The following is a 24,903-nucleotide window of genomic DNA, read 5'->3' on the forward strand; positions in this document are numbered from 1 at the left end:
CTTGCCCGTTATGACTTCACGATGAACCGACGAACGACGGAGGACGCGATGAGCCCAGCGGACGTGGACAAGCCCGTGGCGGTGACCGTGACCGCGAACGGCGGCCGCAGTCTCGGCCAGCTCTTCGCCGCGGCCACGGCGGATCTCTCGGAGCTGATCCACGAGGAGATCGCCCTCGCCAAGGCCGAACTCCGGCAGGACGCCAAGCGTGCCGGCATCGGTGGCGGGGCGATCGGCGCGGCCGGCATCCTCGCGCTCTTCGCGCTGCCCGTGCTGAGCTTCGCGGCCGCCTACGGCATCCACAACCTGGGCCTGGGGCTCGCCTGGTCGTTCCTGATCGTCGGCGGCGCGTTCCTGGTGCTGGCCGGTCTGCTGGGCCTGCTGGCGATGGCGAAGTTCAAGAAGATCAAGAAGCCGGAGCGCAGCATCGCCTCCGCCAAGGAGACCGCCGCCGTGCTCCAGGGCGTCAAGCCGCACCCCCGCCCTTCGGAAACGGAGGGCACGCTCCAGGCGAAGGTATGACACGCTCAAGGCATGACGGTCGCTGACAGTTCCTCGGTGGTACGGATCGACGGGCCCTGGACCCACCGGGATGTCGCGGCGAACGGAGCGCGCTTCCACATCGCCGAGGCGGGTGACGGGCCGCTGGTGCTGCTGCTGCACGGCTTCCCGCAGTTCTGGTGGACCTGGCGGGACCAGCTGACCGCCCTGGCCGACGCGGGCTTCCGCGCGGTCGCGATGGACCTGCGCGGGGTGGGCGGCAGCGACCGCACGCCGCGCGGCTACGACCCGGCGAACCTGGCGCTCGACGTCACCGGTGTGATCCGCTCGCTCGGCGAGCCGGACGCCGCGCTGGTCGGCCACGACCTCGGCGGCTACCTGGCGTGGACGGCGGCCGCGATGCGGCCCAAGCTGGTGCGCCGGCTGGCGGTCAGTTCGATGCCCCATCCGCGGCGCTGGCGCACGGCGATGCTCTCGGACCTGCGGCACAGCGCGGCGGGAGCGTACGTGTGGGGCTTCCAGCGGCCGTGGATCCCCGAGCGCCGGCTGGTCGCGGACGACGCCGCGCTCGTGGGGCAGCTGCTGCGGGACTGGTCGGGACCGCGGATGCCGGACGACGAGGTGGTCGAGGTCTACCGCCGGGCGATGAGCATCCCGTCCACGGCGCACTGCTCGATCGAGCCGTACCGCTGGATGGTCCGCTCGCTGGCCCGGGTGGACGGCTTCCAGTTCAACCGCCGGATGAAGCGCCCGGTACGGGTGCCGACGCTGCATCTGCACGGCTCGCTCGACCCGGCGATGCGCGCGCGGCACGCCGCGGGCAGCGGTGAGTACGTCGAGGCGCCCTACCGCTGGCGGCTGTTCGACGGTCTCGGGCACTTCCCGCACGAGGAGGACCCGGCGGCGTTCTCGGCCGAGCTGATCAACTGGCTGAAGGACCCCGAGCCCGACCGTTGATCGTCGGCCGTTAATCCCATATGACCATCAGCCAAATGCCGGACGCATAGGCCAATTGATGGACCCACAGGCGATTACGGACCTTGGACCCCGGGCAGACAGCTCGGTATGGGCTGGACGCACGACTACCGTGACGTGTCACGCGATCGCCGCGCCAACGGAGCGCGCAACATCACCGGGACCGCGGCCCCGGACCACCGGCCGGGCGACTCGGGGCTCGGCATCCCGCACATCCTGAGGCGGCGCGCCCGATGGGTCGGCGCCCGCCTCCGGCACACCCGCAGCGGCTGACGAACTCCCCCGCCACCGGCGGAAGCACCCCGCCCGCACGGGCTCTCACAGGGCACACGCCTGCGTGTCGACCTGCCGGTCCGCCGTACGCCCGGCCTGGACGTCGGCCCGGACCTCGTCCGCCGTCAGGGCGTAGCCGGTGTCCGCGTCGTCCAGCGACTTGGCGAACACGACGCCGTACACCCGGCCGTCGGGAGTCAGCAGCGGGCCCCCGGAGTTGCCCTGCCGTACGAGGGTGAACAGGGAGTAGACGTCGCGGTGGACCGTACCGCGGTGGTAGATGTCCGGGCCCGTCGCCGAGATGCGGCCGCGCACCCGGGCGGCACGGACGTCGAAGCCGCCGTTCTCCGGGAAACCGGCCACGATCGCGCCGTCGCGGGACTTGGCGTCGCCGCCGGTGAAGGCCAACGGGGGCGCCGACAGCGCGGGGACGTCGATGACGGCGATGTCGCGCTGCCAGTCGTAGAGCACGACCTTGCCGTCGTACACCCGGCCCACGCCGCCGATCTGCACGGTGGGGTTGTCGACGCCGCCGACGACATGGGCGTTGGTCATCACCCGGTGCGGCGCGAAGACGAAGCCGGTGCCCTCCAGCACCTTGCCGCAGCTGGGCGCCGTGCCCACGACCTTCACGATGCTGCGCCTGGCCTCGCCGACGACCCGGCTGCCGGCGAGCGCGGGGTCCGGCGCGGGCACGTCGGTGATCGGCTCGGTGCCGAACGGCGAGAAGACCTGCGGGAGTCCGTTCTGCGCGAGCGCGGAACTGAAGTCGGCGAACCAGGTGTCGGCGGCCGGCGGCACGATCCGCGCCACCCCCAGCAGCACCTTGGACGAGCGGACCTCACGGCCCAGGGTCGGCAGCGTGGTGGTCGTGGCGAGGGCGGAACCGATGAGCCAGGCCACCAGCAGCATGGCCAGGACGTTGACCAGCGCCCCGCCGATCGCGTCCACGGCGCGGGCGGGGGACCAGCTGACGTGTGTGCGGACCTTGTTGCCCAGATGCGTGGTGAACGCCTGCCCCACCGAGGCGCACACGATCACCAGGACCACGGCGGCGACCACCGCGACCGTGCCCGGTGCGGAGTTCCCGGTGACCTCGTGCCAGATCACGGGCAGCACGTAGATCGCGACCAGACCACCGCCGAGGAAGCCGATCACCGACATCACGCCGACGATGAATCCCTGGCGGTAGCCCACGATCGCGAACCACACGGCGGCCAGCAGCAGCACGATGTCCAGCACATTCACCTGCACACCGTCTCATGGCCACTCAACCCAGTGGGACCGTCTTTGCCCGATCCCAAGGCCGCTCCCAGCCCGCGAAGTGGAGAATCCGGTCGATCAGGCCCGCCGTGAAGCCCCACACCAGGGCGCCCCCGACCTGGAACGCGGGCCCGCGGTAGCCGCTGGGGTGCCGGACCGTGACGCGGTTCGCGGGGTCGGTCAGCTCGTCGACCGGCGCCGTGAACACCCGCGCGGTCTCGGCGAGGTCGACCGCGCCCACCGGGCTCGGGGTGTGCCACCAGCCCAGCACCGGCGTCACCACGAACCCGCTCACCGGGATGTACAGCCGCGGCAGCACACCGAACAGCTGCACTCCGGTGGGGTCGAGGCCGGTCTCCTCCCATGCCTCGCGCAGCGCGGCGCGCAGCGGTCCGGCGCCCTCCGGGTCGCCGTCCTCGGGGTCGAGCGCACCGCCGGGGAAGGACGGCTGCCCGGCGTGCGAGCGCAGCGAGGCCGCGCGCTCCATCAGGAGCAGCTCGGGGCGTCCCGTCCCGCCCCCGTCGCCGAAGAGGACCAGGACGGCGGAGGGGCGCCCTCCGGTGGGCGGCGGCAGGAAGCGGCTCAGCTGCTCCGGCTCCACCGCGTCGGCCGCTCGGGCCACCGGCTCCAGCCACTCCGGCAGCCCCTCGCGCCGCACCTCGACGCCGTTGATCCCCGGGCCTTCGACGTTGTTGACGCTGTTGATGCCGTCGACGCCATGACGTGCTCCGGTCACTCCACCTCCAGCGGGGGCGCCGCCGTGCCCGGGTAACCGGGAGGCGGCTTCAGCCGCTGGCCCGGGGCGCCGCCCATCTCGTACTTCAGCAGTTTTCTCGCCTTCTCCGGATCGGTCTCGCCCTCCCCGTACGACGGGCAGAGCGGGGCGATCGGGCAGGCCCCGCAGGCGGGGCGGCGGGCGTGGCAGATCCGGCGGCCGTGGAAGATCAGCCGATGGGACACCATCGTCCACTCGCTCTTGGGGAAGATCGCCATGACGTCCTGCTCGACCTTCTCCGGGTCCTCGGAGGCGGTCCAGCCGAAGCGGCGGGCGAGCCGCCCGAAATGGGTGTCGACGGTCAGGCCGGGGACGCCGAACGCGTTGCCCAGGACGACGTTGGCGGTCTTGCGGCCGACGCCGGGCAGGGTGACCAGGTCCTCCAGCCGGCCGGGGACCTCGCCGCCGAAGCGGTCGCGCAGCGCGGCCGACAGGCCGAGCAGCGAGCGCGCCTTGGCGCGGAAGAAGCCGGTGGGGCGGATCAGCTGCTCCAGCTCCTCCGGGTCGGCGGCCGCCAGGTCCTCCGGCGTCGGGTACCGGGCGAAGAGCCGGGGCGTGGTCTGGTTGACCCTCAGGTCGGTGGTCTGCGCGGAGAGCACCGTGGCCACCAGGAGCTGGAAGGGGTCCTCGAAGTCCAGCTCGGGGTGGGCGTACGGGTACAGCTCGGCGAGTTCGCGGTTGATGCGGCGGGCCCGGCGCACCATCGCCAGACGGGACTCGGGCTTCCGGGCACCTCGCGCACGGCCGCCGGCGGGCTTCGCGGGAGCCTGTTCGCTCAGGGCTGAATCGGCCTCCGGCGTCACCCGCCCGGCCCCTCCACCCTGCTGTTTCCTGCGCACGCTCGGCGTATCAGACACCCGGCCAGCCTAAGCCTCGGCACCGACAATCGCCCTGGAGTGCCGCGATCCGGCCCCCGAAAGGACCCCCGGGGCGCTCGCCCGCGAACACATAAGACAGACTTGTGATTGATCGCACTGTTTTACTGTCGGGCATGATGGGGACCGACCCAGCGATGTCGACAAGGAGAGAGCACGTGGACGACGTTCTGCGGCGCGCACCGCTTTTCGCGGCGCTCGACGATGAGCAGGCCGCTGAACTGCGCGCCTCGATGGCGGAGGTCACGCTCGCGCGCGGCGACTCGCTGTTCCACGAGGGTGAACCCGGGGACCGGCTGTACGTCGTCACCGAGGGCAAGGTGAAGCTGCACCGCACGTCCCCCGACGGCCGCGAGAACATGCTGGCCGTGGTGGGCCCCGGCGAGCTGATCGGTGAGCTGTCGCTCTTCGACCCCGGCCCGCGCACCGCGACCGCCACCGCACTGACCGAGGTCAAGCTGCTCGGCCTCGGCCACGGCGACCTCCAGCCCTGGCTCAACGCCCGGCCCGAGGTCTCCACCGCCCTGCTGCGGGCCGTCGCGCGCCGCCTGCGGCGCACCAACGACGTGATGTCGGACCTGGTCTTCTCCGATGTGCCCGGCCGCGTGGCCAAGGCGCTGCTGGACCTGTCGCGCCGCTTCGGCGTGCAGTCCGAGGAGGGCATCCACGTCGTCCACGACCTGACGCAGGAGGAGCTGGCCCAGCTGGTCGGCGCCTCGCGCGAGACCGTGAACAAGGCGCTCGCCGACTTCGCGGGCCGCGGCTGGCTGCGCTTGGAGGCCCGCGCGGTCATCCTGCTGGACGTCGAGCGGCTGGCCAAGCGCTCGCGCTGACCCGTTACATCCGTAAGGGGCGCCCACTCTTGTGGGCGCCCCTTACGCGTTCCGTGCCGGGGGAGGGACGGCGTCAGATCAGCCCGTGCTCCAGCAGGTAGTCCAGCTGCGCGCGCACCGACAGCTCGGCCGCCGGCCACAGGGCCCGGTCCACGTCCGCGTAGACGTGCGCGACGACCTCGGACGGGGTGGTGCGCCCCTCCTCCACCGCCGTCTCCACCTGGGCGAGGCGGTGGGCGCGGTGGGCGAGGTAGAACTCGACCGCGCCGCGCGCGTCCGCCAGCACCGGCCCGTGCCCGGGCAGGACGGTCGTGACCCCGCCGTCCACAGCCAGCGCCTGGAGCCGGCGCAGGGAGTCGAGGTAGTCGCCGAGGCGGCCGTCGGGGTGGGCGACGACGGTGGTGCCGCGGCCGAGGACGGTGTCGCCCGTCAGCACCGCCCCGTCGGCCGGGAGATGGAACGACAGGGAGTCCGCGGTGTGCCCGGGGGTGGGGACGACACGCAGTTCCAGGCCGCCGGTGGTGATCACGTCCCCCGCGCCCAGCCCCTCGTCGCCCAGGCGCAGCGCCGGGTCCAGGGCCCGTACGGCGGTACCGGTCAACTCGGCGAAGCGGGCCGCGCCCTCGGCGTGGTCGGGGTGGCCGTGGGTGAGCAGGGTCAGGCCGATCCGCTTGCCGAGCGAATGCGCCGTGGAGACGACGGTGCTCAGGTGCCCCTCGTCCAGCGGGCCCGGGTCGATGACGACGGCGAGGTCGGAGTCGGGCTCGCCGACGATCCAGGTATTGGTGCCGTCCAGGGTCATCGGCGAGGGGTTGGGGGCCAGCACGCACAGCGCCCGCTCGGTGGCGCGGCCGCCGACCGCGCCGCGGGGGTTGCCCGGAGGCAGGGACGAGGTCATTCGCCGGCTCCCATGCGCTTGGTGAACTCCTCGTGGCCGGGCCAGCTCAGCACGATCTCCTCGCCCACGAGTTCGGCCTTCGCCAGGACCGGTGTCAGGTCCCTGCCCTCCCCGGCGGCCGCCAGGGCCGCCTCGGCGGAGTCGTACGGCAGCAGCCCGCGCAGCGTCGCGATCGTCGGCGGCAGCATGACCATCTCGCCGCGGTCGTAACCGGCGACGGCCTCCTGCGGGCGCAGCCACTCCGTGCGGTCGGCCTCCCCCGACACGTCGCGGGTCCGCTGACCGGGCGGCAGCGCGGTGAGGAAGAACCAGGTGTCGTAGCGGCGCTCCTCGAACTCCGGGGTGATCCACCGCGCCCAGGGGCCGAGCAGATCGGAGCGGAGCACCAGCGAGCGGCGGTCCAGGAAGTCCGAGAAGGACAGGTCGTGGGAGACCAGCGCGCGGCGGTCCGCCTCCCAGTCCTCGCCGGTGGTGTCGTCCACGACCGAGCCCCCGTCCGGGCCGGCCAGCAGCACACCGGACTCCTCGAACGTCTCGCGCACCGCGGCGCACACGATCGCCTGCGCCTCGGCCGGTCCCAGGCCCTCGCCCAGGCGCCGCGCCCACTGCTCCGGCGCCGGGCCGGCCCACGCGACCGGGCGCTCGTCGCGCCGGTCGACACCGCCGCCGGGGTAGGCGTACACGCCCGCGGCGAACGCCATGGAGGCGCGCCGGCGCAGCATGTGGACCGCGGGGCCGCGGCCGGTCTCGCGCAGCAGCAGGACGGTGGCCGCCCGGCGGGGCTCGACGGGCTCCAGCGTGCCCTGGGTGAGCGCCCTGATCCGCTCGGGCCAGCTGGGCGGGAACCACTGGCCGTTCGTGGTGGTCATGGGGCGGATGCTATGCGCTGGCGCGGGGATGTTCGACAGTGCGCCCCCGCCGGGGGCCGGGCGTCCAGGGGGCCGGGCCCCCTGGACACGGACCGCGGGAGGTCAGCCCGCGGGCTCCAGCTCGACCTGGATCTCCACCTCGACGGGGGCGTCCAGCGGGAGCACGGCCACGCCGACCGCGCTGCGCGCGTGGACACCGGCGTCGCCGAGGACCTGGCCCAGCAACTCGCTCGCGCCGTTGACGACCCCGGGCTGCCCGGTGAAGTCGGGGGCGGAGGCGACAAAACCGACGACCTTGACGACCCGCTTCACCCGGTCGAGGTCGCCGGCCACGGACTTGACGGCCGCCAGAGCGTTGAGCGCGCAGATGCGCGCGAGGTCCCGGGCCTGCTCGGGGGTGACCTCGGCGCCGACCTTGCCGCAGGTCGTCAGCTTGCCGTCGACCAGCGGGAGCTGGCCCGCCGTGAAGACGTACGACCCGGAGAGCACCGCGGGCACGTACGCCGCCAGGGGCGCCGCCACCTCGGGCAGTGTCAGCCCGAGGTCGACGAGCCGCTGCTCGACGGCGCTCACGCGCCCTTCTCCCGCTTGAGGTACGCCACCAACTGCTCGGGGTTGTTGGGGCCGGGCACGACCTGGACGAGCTCCCAGCCGTCCTCGCCCCAGGTGTCCAGAATCTGCTTCGTCGCGTGTACCAGCAGCGGCACGGTCGCGTATTCCCACTTGGTCATGAGGGGACTGTAATGCCTCGCACAGCCGAGCCCCCGAGTAGCCCCGCCCTCCACTGGTTAGGCTCGAAGACGTGAGGCTCCACATCGTGACGGGCAAGGGCGGGACGGGAAAGACGACCGTCGCCGCCGCGCTGGCGCTGGCACTGGCCGCCGAGGGACGGCGCACCCTGCTGGCCGAGGTGGAGGGGCGCCAGGGCATCGCGCAGCTCTTCGAGACCGAGGCGCTGCCGTACGAGGAGCGGAAGATCGCCGTCGCCCCGGGCGGCGGCGAGGTGCACGCGCTGGCCATCGACGCCGAACAGGCGCTCCTGGACTACCTCGACATGTTCTACAAGCTCGGCCGCGCCGGCCGGGCGCTGAAGAAGCTCGGCGCCATCGACTTCGCGACCACCGTCGCCCCGGGCGTACGGGACGTGCTGCTCACCGGCAAGGTGTGCGAGGCCGTGCGCCGCAAGGACCGCGCGGGCTGGCGGACGTACGACGCGGTTGTCCTCGACGCGCCGCCGACCGGCCGGATCACCCGCTTCCTGAACGTCAACGACGAGGTCGCGGGGCTGGCCCGGTTCGGTCCGATACACAATCAGGCGCAGTCCGTGATGCGGGTGCTGAAGTCCCCCGACACCGCGGTGCACCTGGTCACCCTGCTGGAGGAGATGCCGGTGCAGGAGACCCTGGACGGTGTGGCGGAGCTGCACGCGGCCGGTCTGCCCACCGGTGCCGTCATCATCAACATGGTCCGCCCGGTGCTGATGGACGGCGACGCCGTGGCCGCGGCGAGCAGCGAGCGGCGCACCGCCCTCGCCAAGGCGCTCTCCCAGGCCGGCCTGGGCGGCGCCCGCCGCGGCGGGCTGGCGGAGCGGCTGATCGACCCCCTGCTGGCGCAGGCGCACGAGCACGCCGAGCGGGTCGCGCTGGAGCGAGCCCAGCGCGCGGAGCTCGCCGGGCTCGGCCTGCCGTCGTACGAGCTGGGTCAGCTGGCCGACGGCGTCGATCTCGGCGGGTTGTACAGATTGGCCGAAAATCTGCGGAAACAGGGGCTGGGGGTCGCATGAGTCTGGACAGTCCGGTATTGGACATCGACGCGCTGCTGGACGATCCGGCGACCCGGATCGTCGTGTGCTGCGGCTCCGGCGGGGTCGGCAAGACCACCACGGCCGCCGCCCTGGGCGTGCGCGCCGCCGAGCGGGGCCGCAGGGCGGTCGTGCTGACCATCGACCCGGCACGCCGGCTGGCCCAGTCGATGGGGCTCACGGAGCTGGACAACACCCCCCGCAGGGTCGCCGGCATCGACGAGTCCGCGGGCGGTGAACTGCACGCGATGATGCTGGACATGAAGCGGACGTTCGACGAGGTCGTGGTGCAGCACAGCGACCCCGACCGGGCCCGCGCGATCATCGACAACCCCTTCTACCAGTCGCTCTCCGCGGGCTTCGCCGGCACGCAGGAGTACATGGCGATGGAGAAGCTGGGCCAGCTGCGGGCGCTGGACGCCTGGGACCTGATCGTGGTCGACACGCCCCCGAGCCGCTCCGCGCTGGACTTCCTGGACGCCCCCAAGCGGCTGGGGTCCTTCCTGGACGGCCGCTTCATCCGGCTGCTCATGGCCCCGGCGAAGGTCGGCGGGCGGGCCGGGGTGAAGTTCCTGAACGTCGGGATGTCGATGATGACCGGGGTGCTCAGCAAGGTCATGGGTGCCCACTTGCTCAAGGACGTGCAGACCTTCGTGGCGGCGATGGACTCGATGTTCGGCGGCTTCCGCTCCCGGGCGGACGCCACGTACAAGCTGCTCCAGGCCCGCGGCACCGCGTTCCTGGTGGTCGCGGCGCCGGAGCGGGACGCGCTGCGCGAGGCGGCGTACTTCGTGGAACGGCTCGCCGCGGAGGACATGCCGCTGGCCGGGCTGGTGCTGAACCGGGTGCACAGCAGCGGTGCGGCGCAGCTCACGGCCGAACGGGCGCTGGCCGCGGCGGAGGCGCTGGCCGAGGACACAGCTGACACTGCCGACCCCGCCGACAGCGACTCCATGACCGCCGAGTGGGATTCCGATTTCCCCGACGGAAAGAATCCATCAACTCCCCAGCTGACCAGGGAGTTTGACGAATCAACAGAAAATCTTCAAAACCGCGGCATTGTGGATCAGCCCGGCGGGAAGGCTGGACTCCGTACGGCCGACGGCACCGAAGGGACCCTCAGCACGGACCACAGCACTTCCGACCCCACCGATCCGGACGCGGATCCGTGGAGCGCCGACCGCCTCGCCGCCGGACTGCTGCGCCTGCACGCCGAGCGGATGCAGCTGGTCGCGCGTGAACGACGCACCCGCGACCGCTTCGTCTCCGTACACCCCGAAGTGCCCATGGTCGACGTCGCCGCCCTGCCGGGCGACGTGCACGACCTGGAGGGCCTGCGCGAGATCGGCGAACGCCTCGCGCAGGGTCAGCCGACGGCCGCGTAGTCGTCGTACTCACCGTCGTAGTCGTCGTCGCCCAGGTGCACGCCGGTGCTCTGCTCGTACTCCGTGCGCGCGGTCTCCAGCAGCCTGCGCCACGAGGTGACCGTGGGGCGCCGGCGCAGCAGTGCCCTGCGCTCGCGCTCGGTCATCCCGCCCCAGACACCGAACTCCACCCGGTTGTCCAAGGCGTCGGCCAGGCACTCCGTGCGTACCGGGCACCCCGTGCACACCGCCTTGGCCCTGTTCTGGGCCGCTCCCTGGACGAAAAGCTCGTCCGGATCCGTCGTGCGGCACGCGGCCTGCGTACTCCAGTCCGTAACCCAGCTGCTCATGCTGGCGCCGTCCTCTCCCGAATCGAGGCTCCCCCACGGCGGCAAGCGGCATATTCACCGTTGCCAGTTGAGGACGTTACGGAAGGTGGGCACGACGCAACAGCCCTTTCAGGCCCAATCTTGAATGGCCCGAACGGACTATGGGTCAGCGGTAGATCACCCTGGGGAGTGAGCGGGTGGCAAAACGGACTAACCGCGCATAAGCGGTCAAGCCACTCCCTTGGCGCCCCGAGCTTCACGCCATATGGCTGGCATATGACAGGAATTCGGGCAGTTCTCATCACCCACAAGAGTGAGGTCGGAAGACAGACGCGTGCGCGTCTTTGGCGCCTGTCTGTTACAGACTAGGCGAACAAGCATGCCCACGTCCTAGGAATCGCAACGTAAGCTGCACCTCATGGGTCACAAGCGATCAGGCGGCACGCGCGGCGGTGGCATCAGCACCGCGCAGCAGGCCGCCAAGTTCCTGGGTGTCAGTGTCCTGTCCGGCGTCGTGCTGGCCGGCATCGCGCTGCCCGCGGCGGGAGCGCTCGGGCTGAGCGCCAAGGGGACCGCGGCCGGCTTCGACTCGCTGCCCGGCGAACTCAAGCGTCCGCCGCTCTCCCAGAGCACCCAGATCCTGGACTCCAAGGGCGGTCTGATCGCGACCGTCTACTCGCGCGACCGCAAGGTCGTCCCCATCAGCGCGATCAACAAGACGATGCAGCAGGCCATCGTCGCCATCGAGGACGCCCGCTTCTACGAGCACGGCGCCATCGACGTCAAGGGCATCCTGCGCGCCCTGAACAAGAACGCCCAGGACGGCGGCGTCTCCGAGGGTGCCTCCACGCTGACCCAGCAGTACGTGAAGAACGTCTTCATCGAGGAGGCCGGCGACGACCCGACCAAGGTCGCCCAGGCCACCCAGCAGACCGTGGGCCGCAAGATCAAGGAGATGAAGTACGCCATCCAGCTCGAGGAGGAGCTGGGCAAGGAGAAGATCCTTGAGAAGTACCTCAACATCACCTTCTTCGGCGAGCAGGCCTACGGAGTCGAGTCCGCCGCGCGGCGCTACTTCAGCAAGCCCGCCAAGAACCTGACGCTGACCGAGTCCGCGCTGCTGGCGGGCATCGTCCAGTCGCCCAGCCGCTTCGACCCCGTCAACGACCCGCAGGAAGCCACCCAGCGCCGCAACATCGTGCTGCAGCGCATGGCCGACCTGAAGGACATCACGCAGACGCAGGCCGACGCGGCCAAGAAGAAGCCGCTGGGCCTCAAGGTCAGCCAGCCCAAGAACGGCTGCATCACGGCCGTCAGCGGCGCCGGCTTCTTCTGCGACTACGTGCGCGACGTCTTCCTCACCGACCCGACCTTCGGCAAGACCAAGACCGACCGCGCCAAGCGCTGGAACCAGGGCGGCCTCATCGTCCGCACCACCTTGGACCCGAAGGCCCAGCAGTCCGTCCAGGCGTCGATAAGCGATCACGTCTACCAGAGCGACGACGTCGCCACCGCGGTGACGCTGATCAAGCCCGGCACGGGCAAGATCGTCGCGATGGGGCAGTCGCGCCCGTACGGCTTCAAGAAGAACCAGACGCAGATCAACCTCTCCGTCGGCCAGTCCATGGGCGGCGGCGCCGGCTACCAGCCGGGCTCCACCTTCAAGGCCATCACCGCGGCCGCCGCGATCGAGCAGGGCACCGACCCGGCGCAGGTGTACCCGGCGCCGTACAAGATGGACTACCCGAGCCCGGTCACGACCTGCCGCGGCAACTGGCTGAACTCCCGGACGAACCCCGCCACGGTCGAGAACGAGAACGAGTCCGAGAAGGGCCCGTACTCGATGAAGGAAGCCACCGCCAAGTCGGTCAACACCTACTTCGTGCAGCTGATCAGCGACATCGGCGTGTGCCCGGTCACCGACATGGCCAAGGCCATGGGGATACAGCGCGCCAACGGCAAGGCCCTCGACCAGGTGCCCTCCATCACCCTGGGCACCCAGGAGGTCTCGCCGCTGACCATGGCGAACGCCTACGCGACCTTCGCCAACAAGGGCGTCTACTGCTCGCCGGTCGCCATCGAGTCGATCACCGACGCGGCCGGCAAGAAGCTGCCCGTGCCGAAGAGCGAGTGCAAGCGGGCCATGTCCGAGCAGACGGCCGCGACCCTCAACACCCTCCTCAAGGGCGTGGTCGAGGACGGCACCGGCCAGCAGGCGGGTCTGACCGACCGCGACAGCGCGGGCAAGACCGGTACGACCGACTTCCGCTACGCGGCCTGGTTCGTCGGCTACACCTCGGACCTGGCCGGCGCGGTGTGGGTCGGTGACCCGGCCCACAAGCGGCAGATGACCAACATCACCATCGGCGGCGTCTACCACGCCAAGGTCTTCGGCGCCGACACCCCGGGCCCGATCTGGAAGGACGCCATGGCCGGCGCCCTGTCCGGGACCACCTCCGACAGCCTGCCGACGGTCGCGATCCGCGAGCCGGAGAAGCCCCAGGACCACGGCGACGAGGGCGACGGCCACGGCCACGGCCCCGGCGACATCCGCGGCGGCGACAACGGCGGCGACCAGGGCGGCAACGGGAACGGAGGCGACGGAGGCTTCTTCGGCGGTCTCCTCGGCGGCAACGGCGGCGGCAACGGGAACGGGGCCGGCGGGGCCGGCCCGAACGACGGCGGTGCGGGCGGCGGCAGCGACGTCGGCACCACGGACGGCGGGGGCGTCACCCCCGGCAACGGCTGACACAGCCGGCCGCACCCGGCCACGCAGACGAAGGGGCGCCCCGGACCGCATCGGTCCGGGGCGCCCCTTCGTCGTCCTCTGCGTTCTCCTGGAGCGGGGACCCGCTCCCCCGCCCTCAGCCGCCCGCGAGCTGCCGCTTCACCTCGGCGGCGACCCGGCCGCCCTCGGCGAGGCCGGACACCTTCGGGTTCACGATCTTCATGACCGCGCCCATGGCCCGGGGCCCCTCGGCGCCCGACTCCTTGATCGCCGCGGAGACGATCCCGGCCAGCTCGGTGTCGTCCAGCTGCTTGGGCAGGTAGCGGGCGAGCACCTCGCCCTCCGCGAGCTCCCGCTCCGCGGACTCCTTGCGGCCGCCCTGCTCGAAGGCCTCGGCGGCCTCCCGGCGCTTCTTGGCCTCGCGGCCGATCACCTGGAGCACCTCGTCGTCGGAGAGCTCGCGCGCCTCCTTGCCCGCGACCTCCTCCTTGGTGATCGCGGTCAGGGTGAGGCGCAGGGTGGACGTGACGAGCTCGTCCCGTCCCTTCATGGCAGCCGTGAGGTCGTCGTGCAGACGCTGCTTGAGCGTGGTGGTCATGGCGTCGAGTCTGCCAGGTCCCTGCCGGGAGGGCCGGAGATTTATCGCTGACGAGCCGTCTGCCACCATGGGTGCATGCGCGCGCTATACGCAGTACCCCTGGGCATCACAGCCGTCGGCGCGGCCTGCGTGGCCTACGCGGCCGGCATCGAGGCACGCTCCTTCCGCCTGCGCAGGGTGCAGGTGCCCGTACTGCCGCCCGGCATGCGGCCCGTCCGCGTCCTGCAACTGTCGGACATCCACATGGTCAGCGGACAGAACAAGAAGCGCCGCTGGCTGCAGTCCCTCGCCGGACTGCGGCCCGACTTCGTCGTCAACACCGGAGACAACCTCTCCGACCCCAACGGTGTCCCCGAGCTCCTCGACGCCCTGGGCCCGCTGCTGGACCTGCCCGGCGTGTACGTCTTCGGCTCCAACGACTACTACGCCCCCAAGCTGCGCAACCCCGCCCGCTACCTGCTGGAGCGGTCCCGCGGGGTCCACGGCCTCAACGGCAAGAACGACCCGGCGATCGGCGTCACCCGCAACCCGTGGGAGGACGTCCGCGACGCCTTCGACATGGCCGGCTGGGTCGGGGTCAACAACGCCCGCGGCCGCCTCAAGCTCGACGACGGCATCGAGATCGCCTTCACCGGCCTGGACGACCCCCACATCCGGCGCGACCGCTACACCGAGGTCGCCGGCGGCCCCGACAGCGGCGCCGACCTCTCCCTCGCCGTCGTCCACGCCCCCTACCTGCGGGTCCTCGACGCCTTCACCGCCGACCGCTACCCGCTGATCCTCGCCGGCCACACCCACGGCGGCCAGCTCTGCATCCCCTTCTACGGGGCCCTGGTCACCAACTGCGACATCGACCCGGACCGCGTGAAGGGCCTGTCCGCCCACGAGGCCGGCGGACACCGCTCCCACCTGCACGTCTCCGCGGGCTGCGGCACCAACCGCTACACCCCGGTCCGGTTCGCCTGCCCCCCGGAGGCCACCCTCCTCACCCTCGTCCCGGCCGGCTGAGCCACCCCGGAAAACCGGATTTCGTCTCCAGCGGCCGGTCCGCTAGAGTAATCCTCGTCGCGCCGGGCCGAAGGGTCACGACGCGACACCGGGGTGTGGCGCAGCTTGGTAGCGCGCTTCGTTCGGGACGAAGAGGCCGTGGGTTCAAATCCCGCCACCCCGACTTCGTGAGTTCAGGGCTCCTGGGAAATTCTCCCAGGAGCCCTGAGTCGTTGTGCGGCAAGCCGGGGGAGAGCTGCATGGGACTGGACGCCGCGCGCCTGGCGCGTATCGCCGCGACGACCGAGCACGTCCGTCCGTTCTGGGAGACCAGCCGCGATCCGCATCTGCTGCAAGAACGCCTGATGGAGCTGGACTGCCACGGAGTCGACGCCGTGCTCGTGACCAAGGAGCTCATGCGGTGTGACCTCGGCGACGCGCAACGGGCCTTCTTCAGTGCCCCGTGCAGGGACGCAGAACGGCGATTCCACAACGCAGCCATGGCCGCCCTTGCCCGGACGGCTGACTCCGTCGAGTACGAGGGCCCTGGTGCCGCCCCCGCGGCTGCCCCGCCCATGGCCTGACGATGCTGCGGCTCCGGATCGCGGGGCCTTCGGCGGTCCGTGATCGCATCCTGCCCGAACTACCGCGACGGCGGCCGACCGACGGCCCGCCTCACTTCGTCGTGCTCGCGCCGTCCGTACGATCGCGGTGCCGCCGCAGGAGTTCCCAACCGAGGCCGCCGAGCGCCGCGATCGTCGCGGCGACGCCGAGCCAGAGCTGCCCGGTCACGTTCGCGGCGAACGCCAGCGTCGCGACGAGCAGGCCCAGCATTGAGGCGGCGGCTTGGCGCCACCGTCGCTTGACGCATTGGGCGACGATCACACACGTCCCCACCGCCAGGAAGAAGACCATCCCTGCGATCACCGCGTCAGCATAGGACCGAGGGCCGAAGTCCCGTATGCGAACGGTCGAGTTGGCGGGGCCGAACCTTCGCGTCCAGCCGTCTCGGAGGGCCGGGGCGGCTCGTACCCACTCGCACCCGCGTGGCGAGACCATCCAAACGGGCTTCGGACAAGGAGAGTTGGGCGATCCACGGGCCGGCGATCTGGATTGGCCCTGCGAAGGCGGGCTGATCCTGTCAGCATGATCGGACCGGTGCCGGGGGGCGGCACCGTCAAAACGGGGGATTCACGGTGACACGTGGCATACGGCGATGCGTGCTGCTCGGGTGCGCCTGGGCGGTCCTGGCACTGAGCGGCTGTACGGAGGAGAAGCGGCCCGCGGTTGCGGAGCCGGTGGTGCGCGGTTCGGCGTCCGCGGAGCCCACGCACAGGGCCTGGGAGGATCCGGCGCAAACGCTGTCCGACACCAAGGTGTGGGCGTCGAGCGGCCGGCGCACGGACGGGTGGCAGGCCCGCCTGCCCAAGGCCCGTGGGGGAACGGTCTGGGTCGCCACGCAGTGCCAGGGCACCGGCACGCTCACGGTGGACGCAGGCCAGTACGGCACCGTCACGGAGCACTGCTCCGAGGAACCCGACGGGAGTGTCAACGCCTCCGAGTTGATCACCACGACCGCGGGCCGGGTCCGGGTGACCGCCGGCCCCGGGGTGACCTGGGCGGTCGCGGTCGGCTGGAGCACCTCACGGATTCAGCCCGAAGATTGATCCGGGAACGGTGTCGATTCTGCGCGCTGCCGTTCGACGTACGGACGACGGGCTGGTCAGCGTGTCCGGATGCGACCGGATCCCGGCCCGACACACCTAGGGAGCGGTTATGCGTTTTCTGATGATGCACCGGCTGGACGAGAGCGCCCCGGAGGCCTGGAACCCCAGCCAGGAGTTCATGGAGAAGATGGGCGCGTTCATCCAGGACTGGTCCGAGAAGGGCATCCTGATCACGGCGGAGGGCGTCCATCCGTCCGAGCGGGGTGCGTTGGTGCGCAAGCCCCGGGGCGGGGCGACGCATGTGACCGACGGTCCCTTCACCGAGGCCAAGGAGGTCATCGGCGGCTTCGGGCTGATCAACGCCAAGGACCGGGCGGAGGCCGTGGCGCTCGCCCGGCAGTACGCCGAGCTGTTCGACGAGGTGGAGGTCGAGGTGCGGCAGGTCGTGGAGTTCGACGACCTGGAGCCCCCGGCCTGATCCGGCCGCCGGGCCCGGCGGGCTCGGCGGGGCGGGCCGGATCCGGCCCGCCCTGCCGCCGTCATACCGGTTCGGCCTCCGGGGTGCGGGTGGCGGCCGCGGCCGCCCGGGGCCGCAGGACGCCGGCCGCGCACGCCGCGGTGACGCAGAAGGCGACCGGCAGGAAGAGCGTCACGTTGAGCGGTACGAGGTGGGTCAGCGGGCCGATGACGGCGGGACCGGCGAGCATGCCGAGGTAGCCGAGGCCGGCGACGCGGGAGACGTTGGTGGCGGCGGCCTCCTGGTCGGCGTGGCCCGCGGCGCTGAAGAGCTGGGGGACGCAGCCGGACAGCCCGGCACCGAACACCGTCCAGCCGAGCAGTGCGAGGGGGATCGACGGGGAGAGTGCCGCCGTGGTGAGGCCGAGTGCGGCCGCGGCGGCGCCGTACCGGAGGACGGCGGCCGGGCCGAAGCGGGCGGCGACGCGGTCGGTGAGGAAGCGGCCGGCGGTCATGGCGGTGGCGAAGGCACCGTAGGCCAGGGCGGCGGTGGAGGCGGGCGCGTCGAGCACGTCGCGCAGGTGGAGCACGCTCCAGTCGTTGGCGACGCCCTCGCTGAGCATGACCATGAACGCGAGTGCGGCCAGCACCCAGATGCGCTGCGGCGTCCCGCGCCGGGTGGGGGCGGCGGGCGCGCCGTCCCGGGGTGCGGGGGACGGGGCCGTGTCGGGTCGCAGCAGGGCGGGGGCGGTCGCGGCGGCGACGACCAGGCCGGCGACGGCGACCGTCCCGAGGGTGGCGGCCGGGCTCCAGCCCCGGTCGAGCGCGCGGGCGCCGGCCAGGGAGGCCAGTACGCCGCCGACGGAGAAGGCGGCGTGGAAGGCGGACATCACGGGCCGCGCGTAGCCGCGTTCGACCTGGACGGCGTGGGCGTTCATGGAGACGTCCAGGCAGCCGTTCCCGATGCCGAGCACGAGCAGGGCCCCGCCCAGGGTCCAGGCGTCCGTGGCGAGCCCGGGCAGCAGGAGGGCCGCGCTGCACAGGGCGGCGCCGAGCGGGACGACGGTGCGGGCCCCGAAGCGGTCGGTGAGCGGGCCGGCGACCTGCATGCCGGCGAAGGCGCCCGCGCCGAGCAGGAGCAGCAGCCAGCCGAGCACGGCGTGCCCGATGCCCGCGCGCTGCTCGATGCCGGGGATGTGGACGATCCACATCCCCAGCAGGAAGCCGTTCAGGGTGAAGTAGACGAAGGTGGCCAGCCGTCCGGCCCGCAGGGATCTCTCCATGCTTCGAACATAACGAACAATCCTGATGTGCGAAAGATTGATTCCTGAGCGCGCACGGTGTTCACTTCTGCCATGGTGAGTACAGACCGGCTCCGGCGGATCACCGAGGCCGTACGGGAGGCGGGCAGCGTCGGCGTCGCGGAACTGGCCGCGCTGACCGGCGCCTCCGAGATGACCATCCGCCGCGACCTGGAGGTCCTGGCCGACCAGGGCGTGCTGGAGCGCTACCGCGGAGGGGCGCGGAGCCTGCTGCTGCGCGGCGAGGAGCCGCCCTTCGCGCTGCGCACCCAGGAGGGGCTGGAGATCAAGCGGCGGATCGCCGCGGAGGTCGCCGGGCTGCTGACGGACGGCGAGTCCGTGGTCCTGGACAGCGGGACCACCTGCCTCGAGGTGGCCCGCGCGCTCCAGCACCGGCGGCTGACAGTGGTGCCGCTCTCCCTGCACGCGGTGAACGCGCTGGCCGGGGCGCCCGAGCTGACCCTGCTGGTGCCCGGCGGCCGGCCCCGGGCCGGGGAACTGGCGCTGACCGGTCCGCTGACCGAGGCGTCGCTGGCGGCCCTGCGCTTCGACACGGCCGTGATCGGCTGCTGCGGACTCGGCGCGAAGGAGGGGCTGACCGCGTACGACCTGGACGACGCGGCGGTGAAGCGGGCGGCCATCGCCTCGGCCCGCCGGGTGGTCGCGGTGGCCGAGGGCGCGAAGTTCCACCGCACGGCGCTGGCGTTCGTCGCGCCCGCCACGGCGCTGCACACCGTGGTGACGGACTCGGAGGCCCCGGAGGAGGAGACCGCGGCGCTGGCCGCGGTGGGGGTGACCGTTCACCGGGTGTGAACGGGCGCCCCGGGGCGGGTGCTTCACCGCCCGGTGCGACCGCGGCGGCCGGCCCGCTTTCCGCGCGGTCAGGAGTAATGATGGAGCGGTAGGACAACATCCCGCTCTGCCGGTTCTCCGGGTGGTCGGCCGGTACCGCCCGGACCCCGGTGCGGAGGAGAGCTCCCCATGAAGAACATCGCCGAACAACTGCGTGCCGCTCCCGAGCCCGACGCCCACGCTCCGGTGTCGCATCGGGTGACCGCCGCCGACTGCGGGCTGCTGCTCCTGCGGATCACCGTCGGCCTGGTGATGGCGGGGCACGGCTGCATGAAACTCTTCGGGCTCTTCGGCGGGGGCGGCCTCACCGCGACGGGCAGGGGGTTCGAGGCGCTGGGCTACCACCCCGGGAAGGTCTTCGCCGTCCTCGGCGGAGCCTCGGAGCTCCTCGGCGGCCTGGGCCTCGCGCTCGGGCTGTTCACGCCCCTCGCGGCGGCCGCCCTGATCGCCGTGATGATCAACGCCATGGTGACGGTCACGGCGGCGCACGGCCTGTGGGCCACGCAGGGCGGCCTGGAGTACAACATGACCATCGCGGTCGTCGCTCTCGCCGTCGCCGCCGTCGGCCCCGGAAGGCTCTCGCTCGACCGGCCGTTCCGCTGGGGGAAGGGCGGCTGGACGGAGGCCGGCCTCGCCCTGGGGCTGGCCGGTGTCGGCTCCGCGATCGTGCTCAGCCTTTAGAGCCGTCCGCGCTCCCCGGGACGGCCCGGCGCTCGGCCCGTGCCCCGGGGAAAGCCGGTCCGTGACCGGGAGGTGACGACGCCCACGGTCCGCCGCGGGCCCGCATCCGGTTGGATGGGGTCATGAGCGACGTCATGGCTGGTATGCCGGATTGGGAGAAGCGCTTCCGGGCGCCACGCGTCGGACTGCCGGAGTGGGCCGAGGACGCACCGCACCGCAGCCTCTTCGTGTCGAATGCGACCGGCACGTACGAGTTGTACGCGTGGGACCGCACGACCGGTGCGCAGCGGCAGGTCACCGACCGGCCGAACGGGACGTCGGACGGGACCCTGACGCCGGACGGCGCGTGGGTGTGGTGGTTCGCCGACAAGGACGGCGACGAGTTCGGGGTGTGGATGCGCCAGCCCTTCGAGGGCGGCGCGGACGAGACCGCCGTGCCGGGGCTGGAGCCCTCGTACCCGGCGGGCCTGGCGCTGGGCCGGGACGGCCTGGCGGTGGTGGGCCGTTCCACCGACGAGGAGGGCACGACGATCCACGTGGCGCGCCCCGGCGCGGAGCCGGTCGAGATCTACCGCCACGAGGAGTCGGGCGGGGTCGGCGCGCTGTCGGAGGACGGCACCCTCGTGGTCGTCGAGCACACCGAGCACGGGGACGCGATGCACTCCGCGCTGCGCGTCGTGCGCACCGACGGGACCGCCGTGGCGGAGCTGGACGACAGCGAGTGCGGCACCCGCGAACTCGGCCTGGAGTGCCTGGGTTTCGCGCCCGTGCTGGGCGACACCCGGCTGCTGGTGGCGCACCAGCGGCGCGGCCGCTGGGAGCCGATGCTCTGGGACGTGTCGGCGGGCACGCAGACCCCGCTGGCGATCGACCTGCCGGGCGACGTGGCCGCCGAGTGGTACCCGGACGGTTCCGCGCTGCTGGTGGTGCACTCGTACCAGGCCCGCAGCGAGATCTTCCGCTACGGCCTGGAGAGCGGGGAGCTGACCCGGCTGGAGACCCCGGCGGGCTCGGTGAGCGGGGCCACCGCGCGCCCGGACGGCACGGTGGAGTTCCTGTGGTCGTCCGCTCAGTCACCCTCCGAGGTGCGGTCGACGACCGGCGCGGTGGTGCTGGAGGCACCCGGCTTCCGGGCCCCGGGGTCGGTACCGGTGGAGGACGTGTGGGTCGAGGGTCCCGGCGGGCGGGTGCACGCGCTCGTGCAGCGTCCGGCGACCGGGCAGGGCCCGTTCCCGACCCTCTTCGAGATCCACGGCGGCCCCGCCTGGCACGACTCCGACTCCTTCGCGGCCGGTCCCGCGGCCTGGCTGGACCACGGCTACGCGGTGGTGCGGATCAACTACCGCGGCTCGACCGGCTACGGCCGGGAGTGGACGGACGCGCTCAAGCACCGCGTCGGCCTGATCGAGCTGGAGGACATCGCCGCGGTGCGGCAGTGGGCCGTGGAGTCCGGCTTCGCGGACCCGGCGCGCGTCGTACTCTCCGGCGGCTCCTGGGGCGGCTTCCTCACCCTGCTGGGGATGGGCACGCAGCCCGGGCTGTGGACGGCGGGGCTGGCGGCCGTGCCGGTCGCCGACTACGTGGCCGCGTACGAGGACGAGATGGAGGCCCTCAAGGCCCTGGACCGCACGCTGTTCGGCGGCTCCCCCGAGGAGGTGCCGGAGCGCTACGAGGCGTCCTCGCCGATCACCTACGTCGGCCAGGTCAAGGCGCCGGTCTACATCTCGGCGGGCCTGAACGACCCGCGCTGCCCGATCCGGCAGATCGACACCTACGTCGAGCGGCTGGAGGGCCTGGGCAAGGTGCACGAGGTCTACCGCTACGACGCCGGGCACGGCTCGCTCGTGGTCGACGAGCGGATCAAGCAGCTACGGCTGGAGCTGGACTTCGTCCGCCGGCACCTGGGCGGCTGAGGCCGCGGCAGGCGCCCCGGGTGACTCGGGTGACTCGGGTGACTGCTCCACGAGGCCGAGCGCGGCGTCCCGCCGTGTCTCGGCCTCGCGGCGCAGCAGCCGTACGTACATGAAGAGCACGAAGCCCGCGAAGACGAACCACTCGCCGGTGTAGCCCAGGTTCTGGAAGGCCTTGAGGTCCAGGCCGGTACCGGCGGGCGCGGCGGGCGGCACGGCGGTCAGCGGCGCCGTGACACCCTCGGTCTGCGTGATCCACGCCCCGTACACGGGGTACGGGACCAGGTTGACCAGCGACGCGGCGCTGATCATCCCGAGCTGGCCGACCGGCAGGCCGCCGCGGGTGACGGCACCGTCGGTGCTGTCGGTCTCCGGGGCCTGGAGGGCGCCCGCGACGGTGACCTCGCCGGACGGGGCCGCCGGGACGGCCGCGGGCGACGCCTTCGAGGCGTCCCCGGGCAGCCAGCCGCGGACGACGGGCAGTGCCTGGCCGCCGGTGACCCGCAGCGGGGTCAGCACGTAGTAGCCGGTGCGGCCGTCGAGTTCACGGCCGGGCACGAGGAACTGGTGGGCGCCGTCGTAGCGGCCGGTGGCGGTGACGGTCCGGCCGGAGGTCTCCGCGGTGACCGCCGAGCGGGCGGTGGGCAGCAGTTCCGCGAGCGGCACGGGGGCGGTCCTGGCATCCCGCGCCGGCGCGTCCTGCGCGGCGCGGTGCGTCTGCACGCGGTCCTCGAAGCGGCTCAGCTGCCAGCTGCCCATGAAGGTGCAGAACACCACGGCGCACACCACGAAGAGGAGCCCGCCCAGCCAGCGCGGGGTCAGCAGGAACCGGTACACCCCACCAAGGTACGGGGCGCGGGCGGGCGGGTCGGACCCGCCCCCGCTCCCGCGCCGGGCCCTTTCAGGACAGGGGCATCGGCGCGGTGTGGTAAATGGTGCCCGCGCAGGCGCCCGCGACGGTCACGGTCACGGTGGGCGAACCGGCGTCGGGTGTGTGGCTGAGCAGCACGTCCGCGGCGGGGGCGCCGTCGGAGGGCGCGGAGTCCAGGGTCGTGACCGTCTCGCCCGACGCGTCGCTGCCCGACGTGGGGGCCCCCGTGCCGGTGGGCGTGGGTGGCGGCGAGGACGGCGGGGCGGCGCAGCCGCTGATGTCCCCGCCGGCGGCCGGGACCCAGGCGAACTGGATCTCGTAGCTCGCGCCGGCCTTCAGGACGATCGGTTCCGCCCCGGCGTCGGGCAGGCCGCTGCCGTCGCCCGCCACGTGGTCGAGCACGCTGATCCGCGACGGGTCGGCGGAGCCCTCGGCGGTGGCGTTGACCACGCCGCCGTCGACGGTGCAGGAGTTCGCGGAGACGTTGGCCACCCGGAAGTAGCCGCTGATCCGGCCGGCGGCATCGGCCGCCCCGGCCCAGCCCGCGGGGTTGCCGAGGTCGGCGGCGGTGCACGCCGGCGACGAGACGGCCATGTCCCCCGAGGACGACGTGGTCTTCGTGGTCGGGTGCCCGCCGGGGGTGTCCGGGGTCTGGTGCTTGCCGCCGCCCCCCGCCGTGGGGTCGACCACCACGCCGGTGGCGGGGCCGGTCGGTTTGCCCCCCTTGGTGCCGCCGGTGGAGGGGTCGTCCGCGGTGGCACCGGGCGAGGGGGTGCCGGCGGCGGCCACGGGGTTCGGGTCGTCCCAGCCGGCGGTGTTCGTGGCGTGCAGCACGGCGGGCACGGCCGCCACCGCGAGCAGGCCCGCGGCCGCTGTGCCGACGAGGAGTTGGCGCCGGTGGGCGCGCCGCGCCGGCACCGCCCTGCGCAGGTGTGCCAGGGTCTCGGGGCCGGGCTGGATGTCCTGCACGGCGTCGCGCAGCAGCTTGCGGAGCGCGAGTTCGTCCGGGCTCAGGTCCGACGAGGCCTCCGCGCGCGGGATCTCGCCCGGCCCGGGGGTCACGTCGGGCACCGCGGGTTGCTCGGGTGCGGTGCCGGCCGTCGGCTTCCCCGGACCCGCGGTCTTCTCCGGGCGCACGGCGTTCCCGGGGGCGTCGGGGTTCTCGCGGTTCTTCACGTTCTCGGGATGCTTCGGGTCCATGCCCTCTGGGGTGGTCGGTTCGGTCATGCCGTGGCCTCCATCGCGACGCGGAGCGCCGCGATGCCGCGCGAGCCGTACGCCTTCACGGACCCTATGGAGATACCGAGGGTCTCGGCCACCTGGGCTTCGGTCATATCGGCGAAATAGCGTAGTACGAGAACCTCGCGCTGGCGGCGCTGGAGCGTGCGCAGGGCCGCCTTCAGCTCGTCGCGCTCCAGGATGGCGTACGCGCCCTCCTCGGCGCTCGCCATGTCGGGCATGGGCTTGGAGAGCAGCCGGAGGCCCAGGATGCGGCGGCGCAGCGCGGAGCGCGAGAGGTTGACGACGGTCTGGCGCAGGTAGGCGAGGGTCTTCTCCGGCTCACGGACCCGCTTGCGGGCGGAGTGGACGCGGATGAAGGCCTCCTGGACGACGTCCTCGCACGAGGCGGTGTCGTCCAGCAGGAGCGCGGCGAGACCGAGCAGCGAGCGGTAGTGCGCCCGGTAGGTCTCGGTGAGGTGGTCGACGGTGGTGCCGGCCGACGTCGCGTCGTCGGCGTCGCTGCGGTCACGGCCCGAGGGGGACTGCACGACAGGCCAGGGCGCGATCACCGGCATGCCGCCGACCACGCCGGACGGCCGCCGCGCGTATGGTCGCGCCGGAGCCGCGACGCGCCCGAGGAGCGCTGTTTCGATGCCGATTGCCTCTGCCACGACTGTTGGACACACGTGCCCCCGTCAGGGTTGTGCAGTCGGGGCACCGTTTTTGATGGCGCCGCGCATATCCCCATGCGTACCAACTATTCCTCAATGCCCCTTTTAACCCGGCGCCGTTGCACCGTGTCCGGCGTGCAGCACATTAGGCCCGTGCGCTGACACAAGGACGCGCCCCGCGCACCGCCCGGTTGCGGAACACAG

The 24,903-nt window shown here is 72.4% G+C and carries 27 protein-coding genes and 1 tRNA gene; 14 read left to right on the forward strand and 14 right to left on the reverse strand.

Annotation, left to right across the window (positions count from 1 at the left end):
* Positions 1 to 48 precede the first annotated feature (48 nt).
* Both ACIP64_RS26855 and ACIP64_RS26860 read left to right on the forward strand, forming a co-directional pair.
* Positions 49 to 522: a phage holin family protein gene (locus tag ACIP64_RS26855; RefSeq protein WP_401591589.1), complete on the forward strand. Its 474-nt coding sequence runs from the start codon at positions 49 to 51 to the stop codon at positions 520 to 522.
* A gap of 12 nt (positions 523 to 534) precedes the next feature.
* Positions 535 to 1,458, forward strand: coding sequence for an alpha/beta fold hydrolase (locus ACIP64_RS26860; protein ID WP_401591591.1), 924 nt, complete (start codon positions 535 to 537; stop codon positions 1,456 to 1,458).
* Positions 1,459 to 1,794: 336 nt separating this feature from the next.
* Here the strand turns inward: ACIP64_RS26860 and ACIP64_RS26865 are convergent, their stop codons facing one another.
* Genes ACIP64_RS26865 through nth form a run of 3 tightly spaced genes read right to left on the reverse strand, consistent with a single transcriptional unit; the run spans position 1,795 to position 4,566 of the window.
* A complete protein-coding gene (locus ACIP64_RS26865) occupies positions 1,795 to 2,997 on the reverse strand; it encodes a MarP family serine protease (RefSeq protein WP_401591593.1) in 1,203 nt (400 codons plus the stop codon).
* A gap of 22 nt (positions 2,998 to 3,019) precedes the next feature.
* The gene (locus ACIP64_RS26870) at positions 3,020 to 3,718 is read right to left on the reverse strand and encodes an NUDIX hydrolase (protein WP_401591808.1); all 699 of its coding nucleotides are present in this window, start codon (positions 3,716 to 3,718) and stop codon (positions 3,020 to 3,022) included.
* Positions 3,719 to 3,744: 26 nt separating this feature from the next.
* Positions 3,745 to 4,566 (reverse strand): endonuclease III, encoded by an 822-nt coding sequence (gene nth / locus ACIP64_RS26875; protein WP_401591810.1) that lies wholly within the window; start codon positions 4,564 to 4,566, stop codon positions 3,745 to 3,747.
* 254 nt (positions 4,567 to 4,820) lie between these two features.
* Between nth and ACIP64_RS26880 the strand changes: the two genes are divergently transcribed.
* Positions 4,821 to 5,495 (forward strand): Crp/Fnr family transcriptional regulator, encoded by a 675-nt coding sequence (locus ACIP64_RS26880; RefSeq protein ID WP_319665417.1) that lies wholly within the window; start codon positions 4,821 to 4,823, stop codon positions 5,493 to 5,495.
* A gap of 73 nt (positions 5,496 to 5,568) precedes the next feature.
* Here the strand turns inward: ACIP64_RS26880 and ACIP64_RS26885 are convergent, their stop codons facing one another.
* The 4 genes from ACIP64_RS26885 to ACIP64_RS26900 all read right to left on the reverse strand — a co-directional run bounded on the left by ACIP64_RS26885 (position 5,569) and on the right by ACIP64_RS26900 (position 7,993).
* Positions 5,569 to 6,393 carry an MBL fold metallo-hydrolase gene (locus ACIP64_RS26885; protein ID WP_360913195.1) on the reverse strand — a complete coding sequence of 275 codons (825 nt, stop codon included), beginning with the start codon at positions 6,391 to 6,393 and terminating at the stop codon, positions 5,569 to 5,571.
* A complete protein-coding gene (locus ACIP64_RS26890) occupies positions 6,390 to 7,262 on the reverse strand; it encodes an NUDIX hydrolase (protein WP_401591596.1) in 873 nt (290 codons plus the stop codon). Before ACIP64_RS26890 ends, ACIP64_RS26885 begins: the two co-directional genes overlap by 4 nt.
* Positions 7,263 to 7,364: 102 nt before the next feature.
* Positions 7,365 to 7,835, reverse strand: a complete 471-nt coding sequence (locus ACIP64_RS26895) for a RidA family protein (RefSeq protein WP_360913191.1) — start codon at positions 7,833 to 7,835, stop codon at positions 7,365 to 7,367.
* On the reverse strand, positions 7,832 to 7,993 hold the full coding sequence (locus tag ACIP64_RS26900) for a DUF4177 domain-containing protein (protein ID WP_106965770.1): 162 nt from the start codon (positions 7,991 to 7,993) through the stop codon (positions 7,832 to 7,834). Before ACIP64_RS26900 ends, ACIP64_RS26895 begins: the two co-directional genes overlap by 4 nt.
* 71 nt (positions 7,994 to 8,064) lie before the next feature.
* Here ACIP64_RS26900 and ACIP64_RS26905 point away from each other — a divergent pair, with 71 nt between their 5' ends.
* Both ACIP64_RS26905 and ACIP64_RS26910 read left to right on the forward strand, forming a co-directional pair.
* Entirely contained in the window at positions 8,065 to 9,045 is a 981-nt protein-coding gene (locus tag ACIP64_RS26905) for an ArsA-related P-loop ATPase (RefSeq protein ID WP_401591598.1), read from the forward strand.
* Positions 9,042 to 10,448, forward strand: a complete 1,407-nt coding sequence (locus ACIP64_RS26910) for an ArsA family ATPase (protein ID WP_401591600.1) — start codon at positions 9,042 to 9,044, stop codon at positions 10,446 to 10,448. Before ACIP64_RS26905 ends, ACIP64_RS26910 begins: the two co-directional genes overlap by 4 nt.
* Here ACIP64_RS26910 and ACIP64_RS26915 read toward each other — a convergent pair.
* Positions 10,430 to 10,777, reverse strand: coding sequence for a WhiB family transcriptional regulator (locus tag ACIP64_RS26915; protein WP_319665424.1), 348 nt, complete (start codon positions 10,775 to 10,777; stop codon positions 10,430 to 10,432). The genes ACIP64_RS26910 and ACIP64_RS26915 overlap by 19 nt on opposite strands.
* Before the next feature lie 397 nt (positions 10,778 to 11,174).
* On the opposite strand from ACIP64_RS26915, the gene ACIP64_RS26920 reads away from it, so the two are divergent.
* Positions 11,175 to 13,505, forward strand: coding sequence for a transglycosylase domain-containing protein (locus ACIP64_RS26920; RefSeq protein ID WP_401591602.1), 2,331 nt, complete (start codon positions 11,175 to 11,177; stop codon positions 13,503 to 13,505).
* A gap of 115 nt (positions 13,506 to 13,620) precedes the next feature.
* On the opposite strand, the gene ACIP64_RS26925 is transcribed toward ACIP64_RS26920, so the two are convergent.
* Complete coding sequence (locus tag ACIP64_RS26925; protein WP_401591604.1) at positions 13,621 to 14,082, reverse strand: GatB/YqeY domain-containing protein; 462 nt, start codon at positions 14,080 to 14,082, stop codon at positions 13,621 to 13,623.
* Between the two features lie 75 nt (positions 14,083 to 14,157).
* Here ACIP64_RS26925 and ACIP64_RS26930 point away from each other — a divergent pair, with 75 nt between their 5' ends.
* The 3 genes from ACIP64_RS26930 (at position 14,158) to ACIP64_RS26940 (ending at position 15,653) form a co-directional block, all read left to right on the forward strand.
* Positions 14,158 to 15,090: a metallophosphoesterase gene (locus ACIP64_RS26930; protein ID WP_401591606.1), complete on the forward strand. Its 933-nt coding sequence runs from the start codon at positions 14,158 to 14,160 to the stop codon at positions 15,088 to 15,090.
* Positions 15,091 to 15,179: 89 nt separating this feature from the next.
* Positions 15,180 to 15,253 (forward strand) — tRNA-Pro (locus ACIP64_RS26935).
* 76 nt (positions 15,254 to 15,329) lie between these two features.
* Positions 15,330 to 15,653, forward strand: coding sequence for a hypothetical protein (locus ACIP64_RS26940; RefSeq protein WP_401591608.1), 324 nt, complete (start codon positions 15,330 to 15,332; stop codon positions 15,651 to 15,653).
* 91 nt (positions 15,654 to 15,744) lie between these two features.
* Here ACIP64_RS26940 and ACIP64_RS26945 read toward each other — a convergent pair whose 3' ends face one another.
* Positions 15,745 to 15,996: a hypothetical protein gene (locus ACIP64_RS26945; RefSeq protein WP_401591610.1), complete on the reverse strand. Its 252-nt coding sequence runs from the start codon at positions 15,994 to 15,996 to the stop codon at positions 15,745 to 15,747.
* A gap of 269 nt (positions 15,997 to 16,265) precedes the next feature.
* Between ACIP64_RS26945 and ACIP64_RS26950 the strand changes: the two genes are divergently transcribed.
* Both ACIP64_RS26950 and ACIP64_RS26955 read left to right on the forward strand, forming a co-directional pair.
* Positions 16,266 to 16,736, forward strand: a complete 471-nt coding sequence (locus ACIP64_RS26950) for a hypothetical protein (protein WP_401591612.1) — start codon at positions 16,266 to 16,268, stop codon at positions 16,734 to 16,736.
* A gap of 109 nt (positions 16,737 to 16,845) precedes the next feature.
* The gene (locus ACIP64_RS26955) at positions 16,846 to 17,214 is read left to right on the forward strand and encodes a YciI family protein (protein ID WP_401591614.1); all 369 of its coding nucleotides are present in this window, start codon (positions 16,846 to 16,848) and stop codon (positions 17,212 to 17,214) included.
* A 61-nt stretch (positions 17,215 to 17,275) separates the two neighbouring features.
* Here the strand turns inward: ACIP64_RS26955 and ACIP64_RS26960 are convergent, their stop codons facing one another.
* Complete coding sequence (locus ACIP64_RS26960) at positions 17,276 to 18,475, reverse strand: MFS transporter (protein ID WP_401591616.1); 1,200 nt, start codon at positions 18,473 to 18,475, stop codon at positions 17,276 to 17,278.
* A 72-nt stretch (positions 18,476 to 18,547) separates the two neighbouring features.
* Between ACIP64_RS26960 and ACIP64_RS26965 the strand changes: the two genes are divergently transcribed.
* From ACIP64_RS26965 to ACIP64_RS26975, 3 genes are all read left to right on the forward strand, one after another.
* Positions 18,548 to 19,306, forward strand: coding sequence for a DeoR/GlpR family DNA-binding transcription regulator (locus ACIP64_RS26965; RefSeq protein ID WP_401591618.1), 759 nt, complete (start codon positions 18,548 to 18,550; stop codon positions 19,304 to 19,306).
* A gap of 168 nt (positions 19,307 to 19,474) precedes the next feature.
* Positions 19,475 to 20,026: a DoxX family protein gene (locus tag ACIP64_RS26970; protein WP_401591620.1), complete on the forward strand. Its 552-nt coding sequence runs from the start codon at positions 19,475 to 19,477 to the stop codon at positions 20,024 to 20,026.
* Between the two features lie 122 nt (positions 20,027 to 20,148).
* Positions 20,149 to 21,939 (forward strand): prolyl oligopeptidase family serine peptidase, encoded by a 1,791-nt coding sequence (locus tag ACIP64_RS26975; protein ID WP_401591622.1) that lies wholly within the window; start codon positions 20,149 to 20,151, stop codon positions 21,937 to 21,939.
* On the opposite strand, the gene ACIP64_RS26980 is transcribed toward ACIP64_RS26975, so the two are convergent.
* The 3 genes from ACIP64_RS26980 to ACIP64_RS26990 all read right to left on the reverse strand — a co-directional run bounded on the left by ACIP64_RS26980 (position 21,895) and on the right by ACIP64_RS26990 (position 24,699).
* A complete protein-coding gene (locus tag ACIP64_RS26980) occupies positions 21,895 to 22,773 on the reverse strand; it encodes an SURF1 family protein (RefSeq protein WP_401591624.1) in 879 nt (292 codons plus the stop codon). The genes ACIP64_RS26975 and ACIP64_RS26980 overlap by 45 nt on opposite strands.
* 64 nt (positions 22,774 to 22,837) lie before the next feature.
* Complete coding sequence (locus tag ACIP64_RS26985; protein ID WP_401591626.1) at positions 22,838 to 24,034, reverse strand: hypothetical protein; 1,197 nt, start codon at positions 24,032 to 24,034, stop codon at positions 22,838 to 22,840.
* Complete coding sequence (locus ACIP64_RS26990; RefSeq protein WP_401591628.1) at positions 24,031 to 24,699, reverse strand: SigE family RNA polymerase sigma factor; 669 nt, start codon at positions 24,697 to 24,699, stop codon at positions 24,031 to 24,033. Before ACIP64_RS26990 ends, ACIP64_RS26985 begins: the two co-directional genes overlap by 4 nt.
* Positions 24,700 to 24,903 lie beyond the last annotated feature (204 nt).

The organism is Streptomyces sp. NPDC088733 (assembly GCF_044751185.1).
In the GTDB taxonomy this organism is placed as follows: Bacteria; Actinomycetota; Actinomycetes; order Streptomycetales; family Streptomycetaceae; genus Actinacidiphila.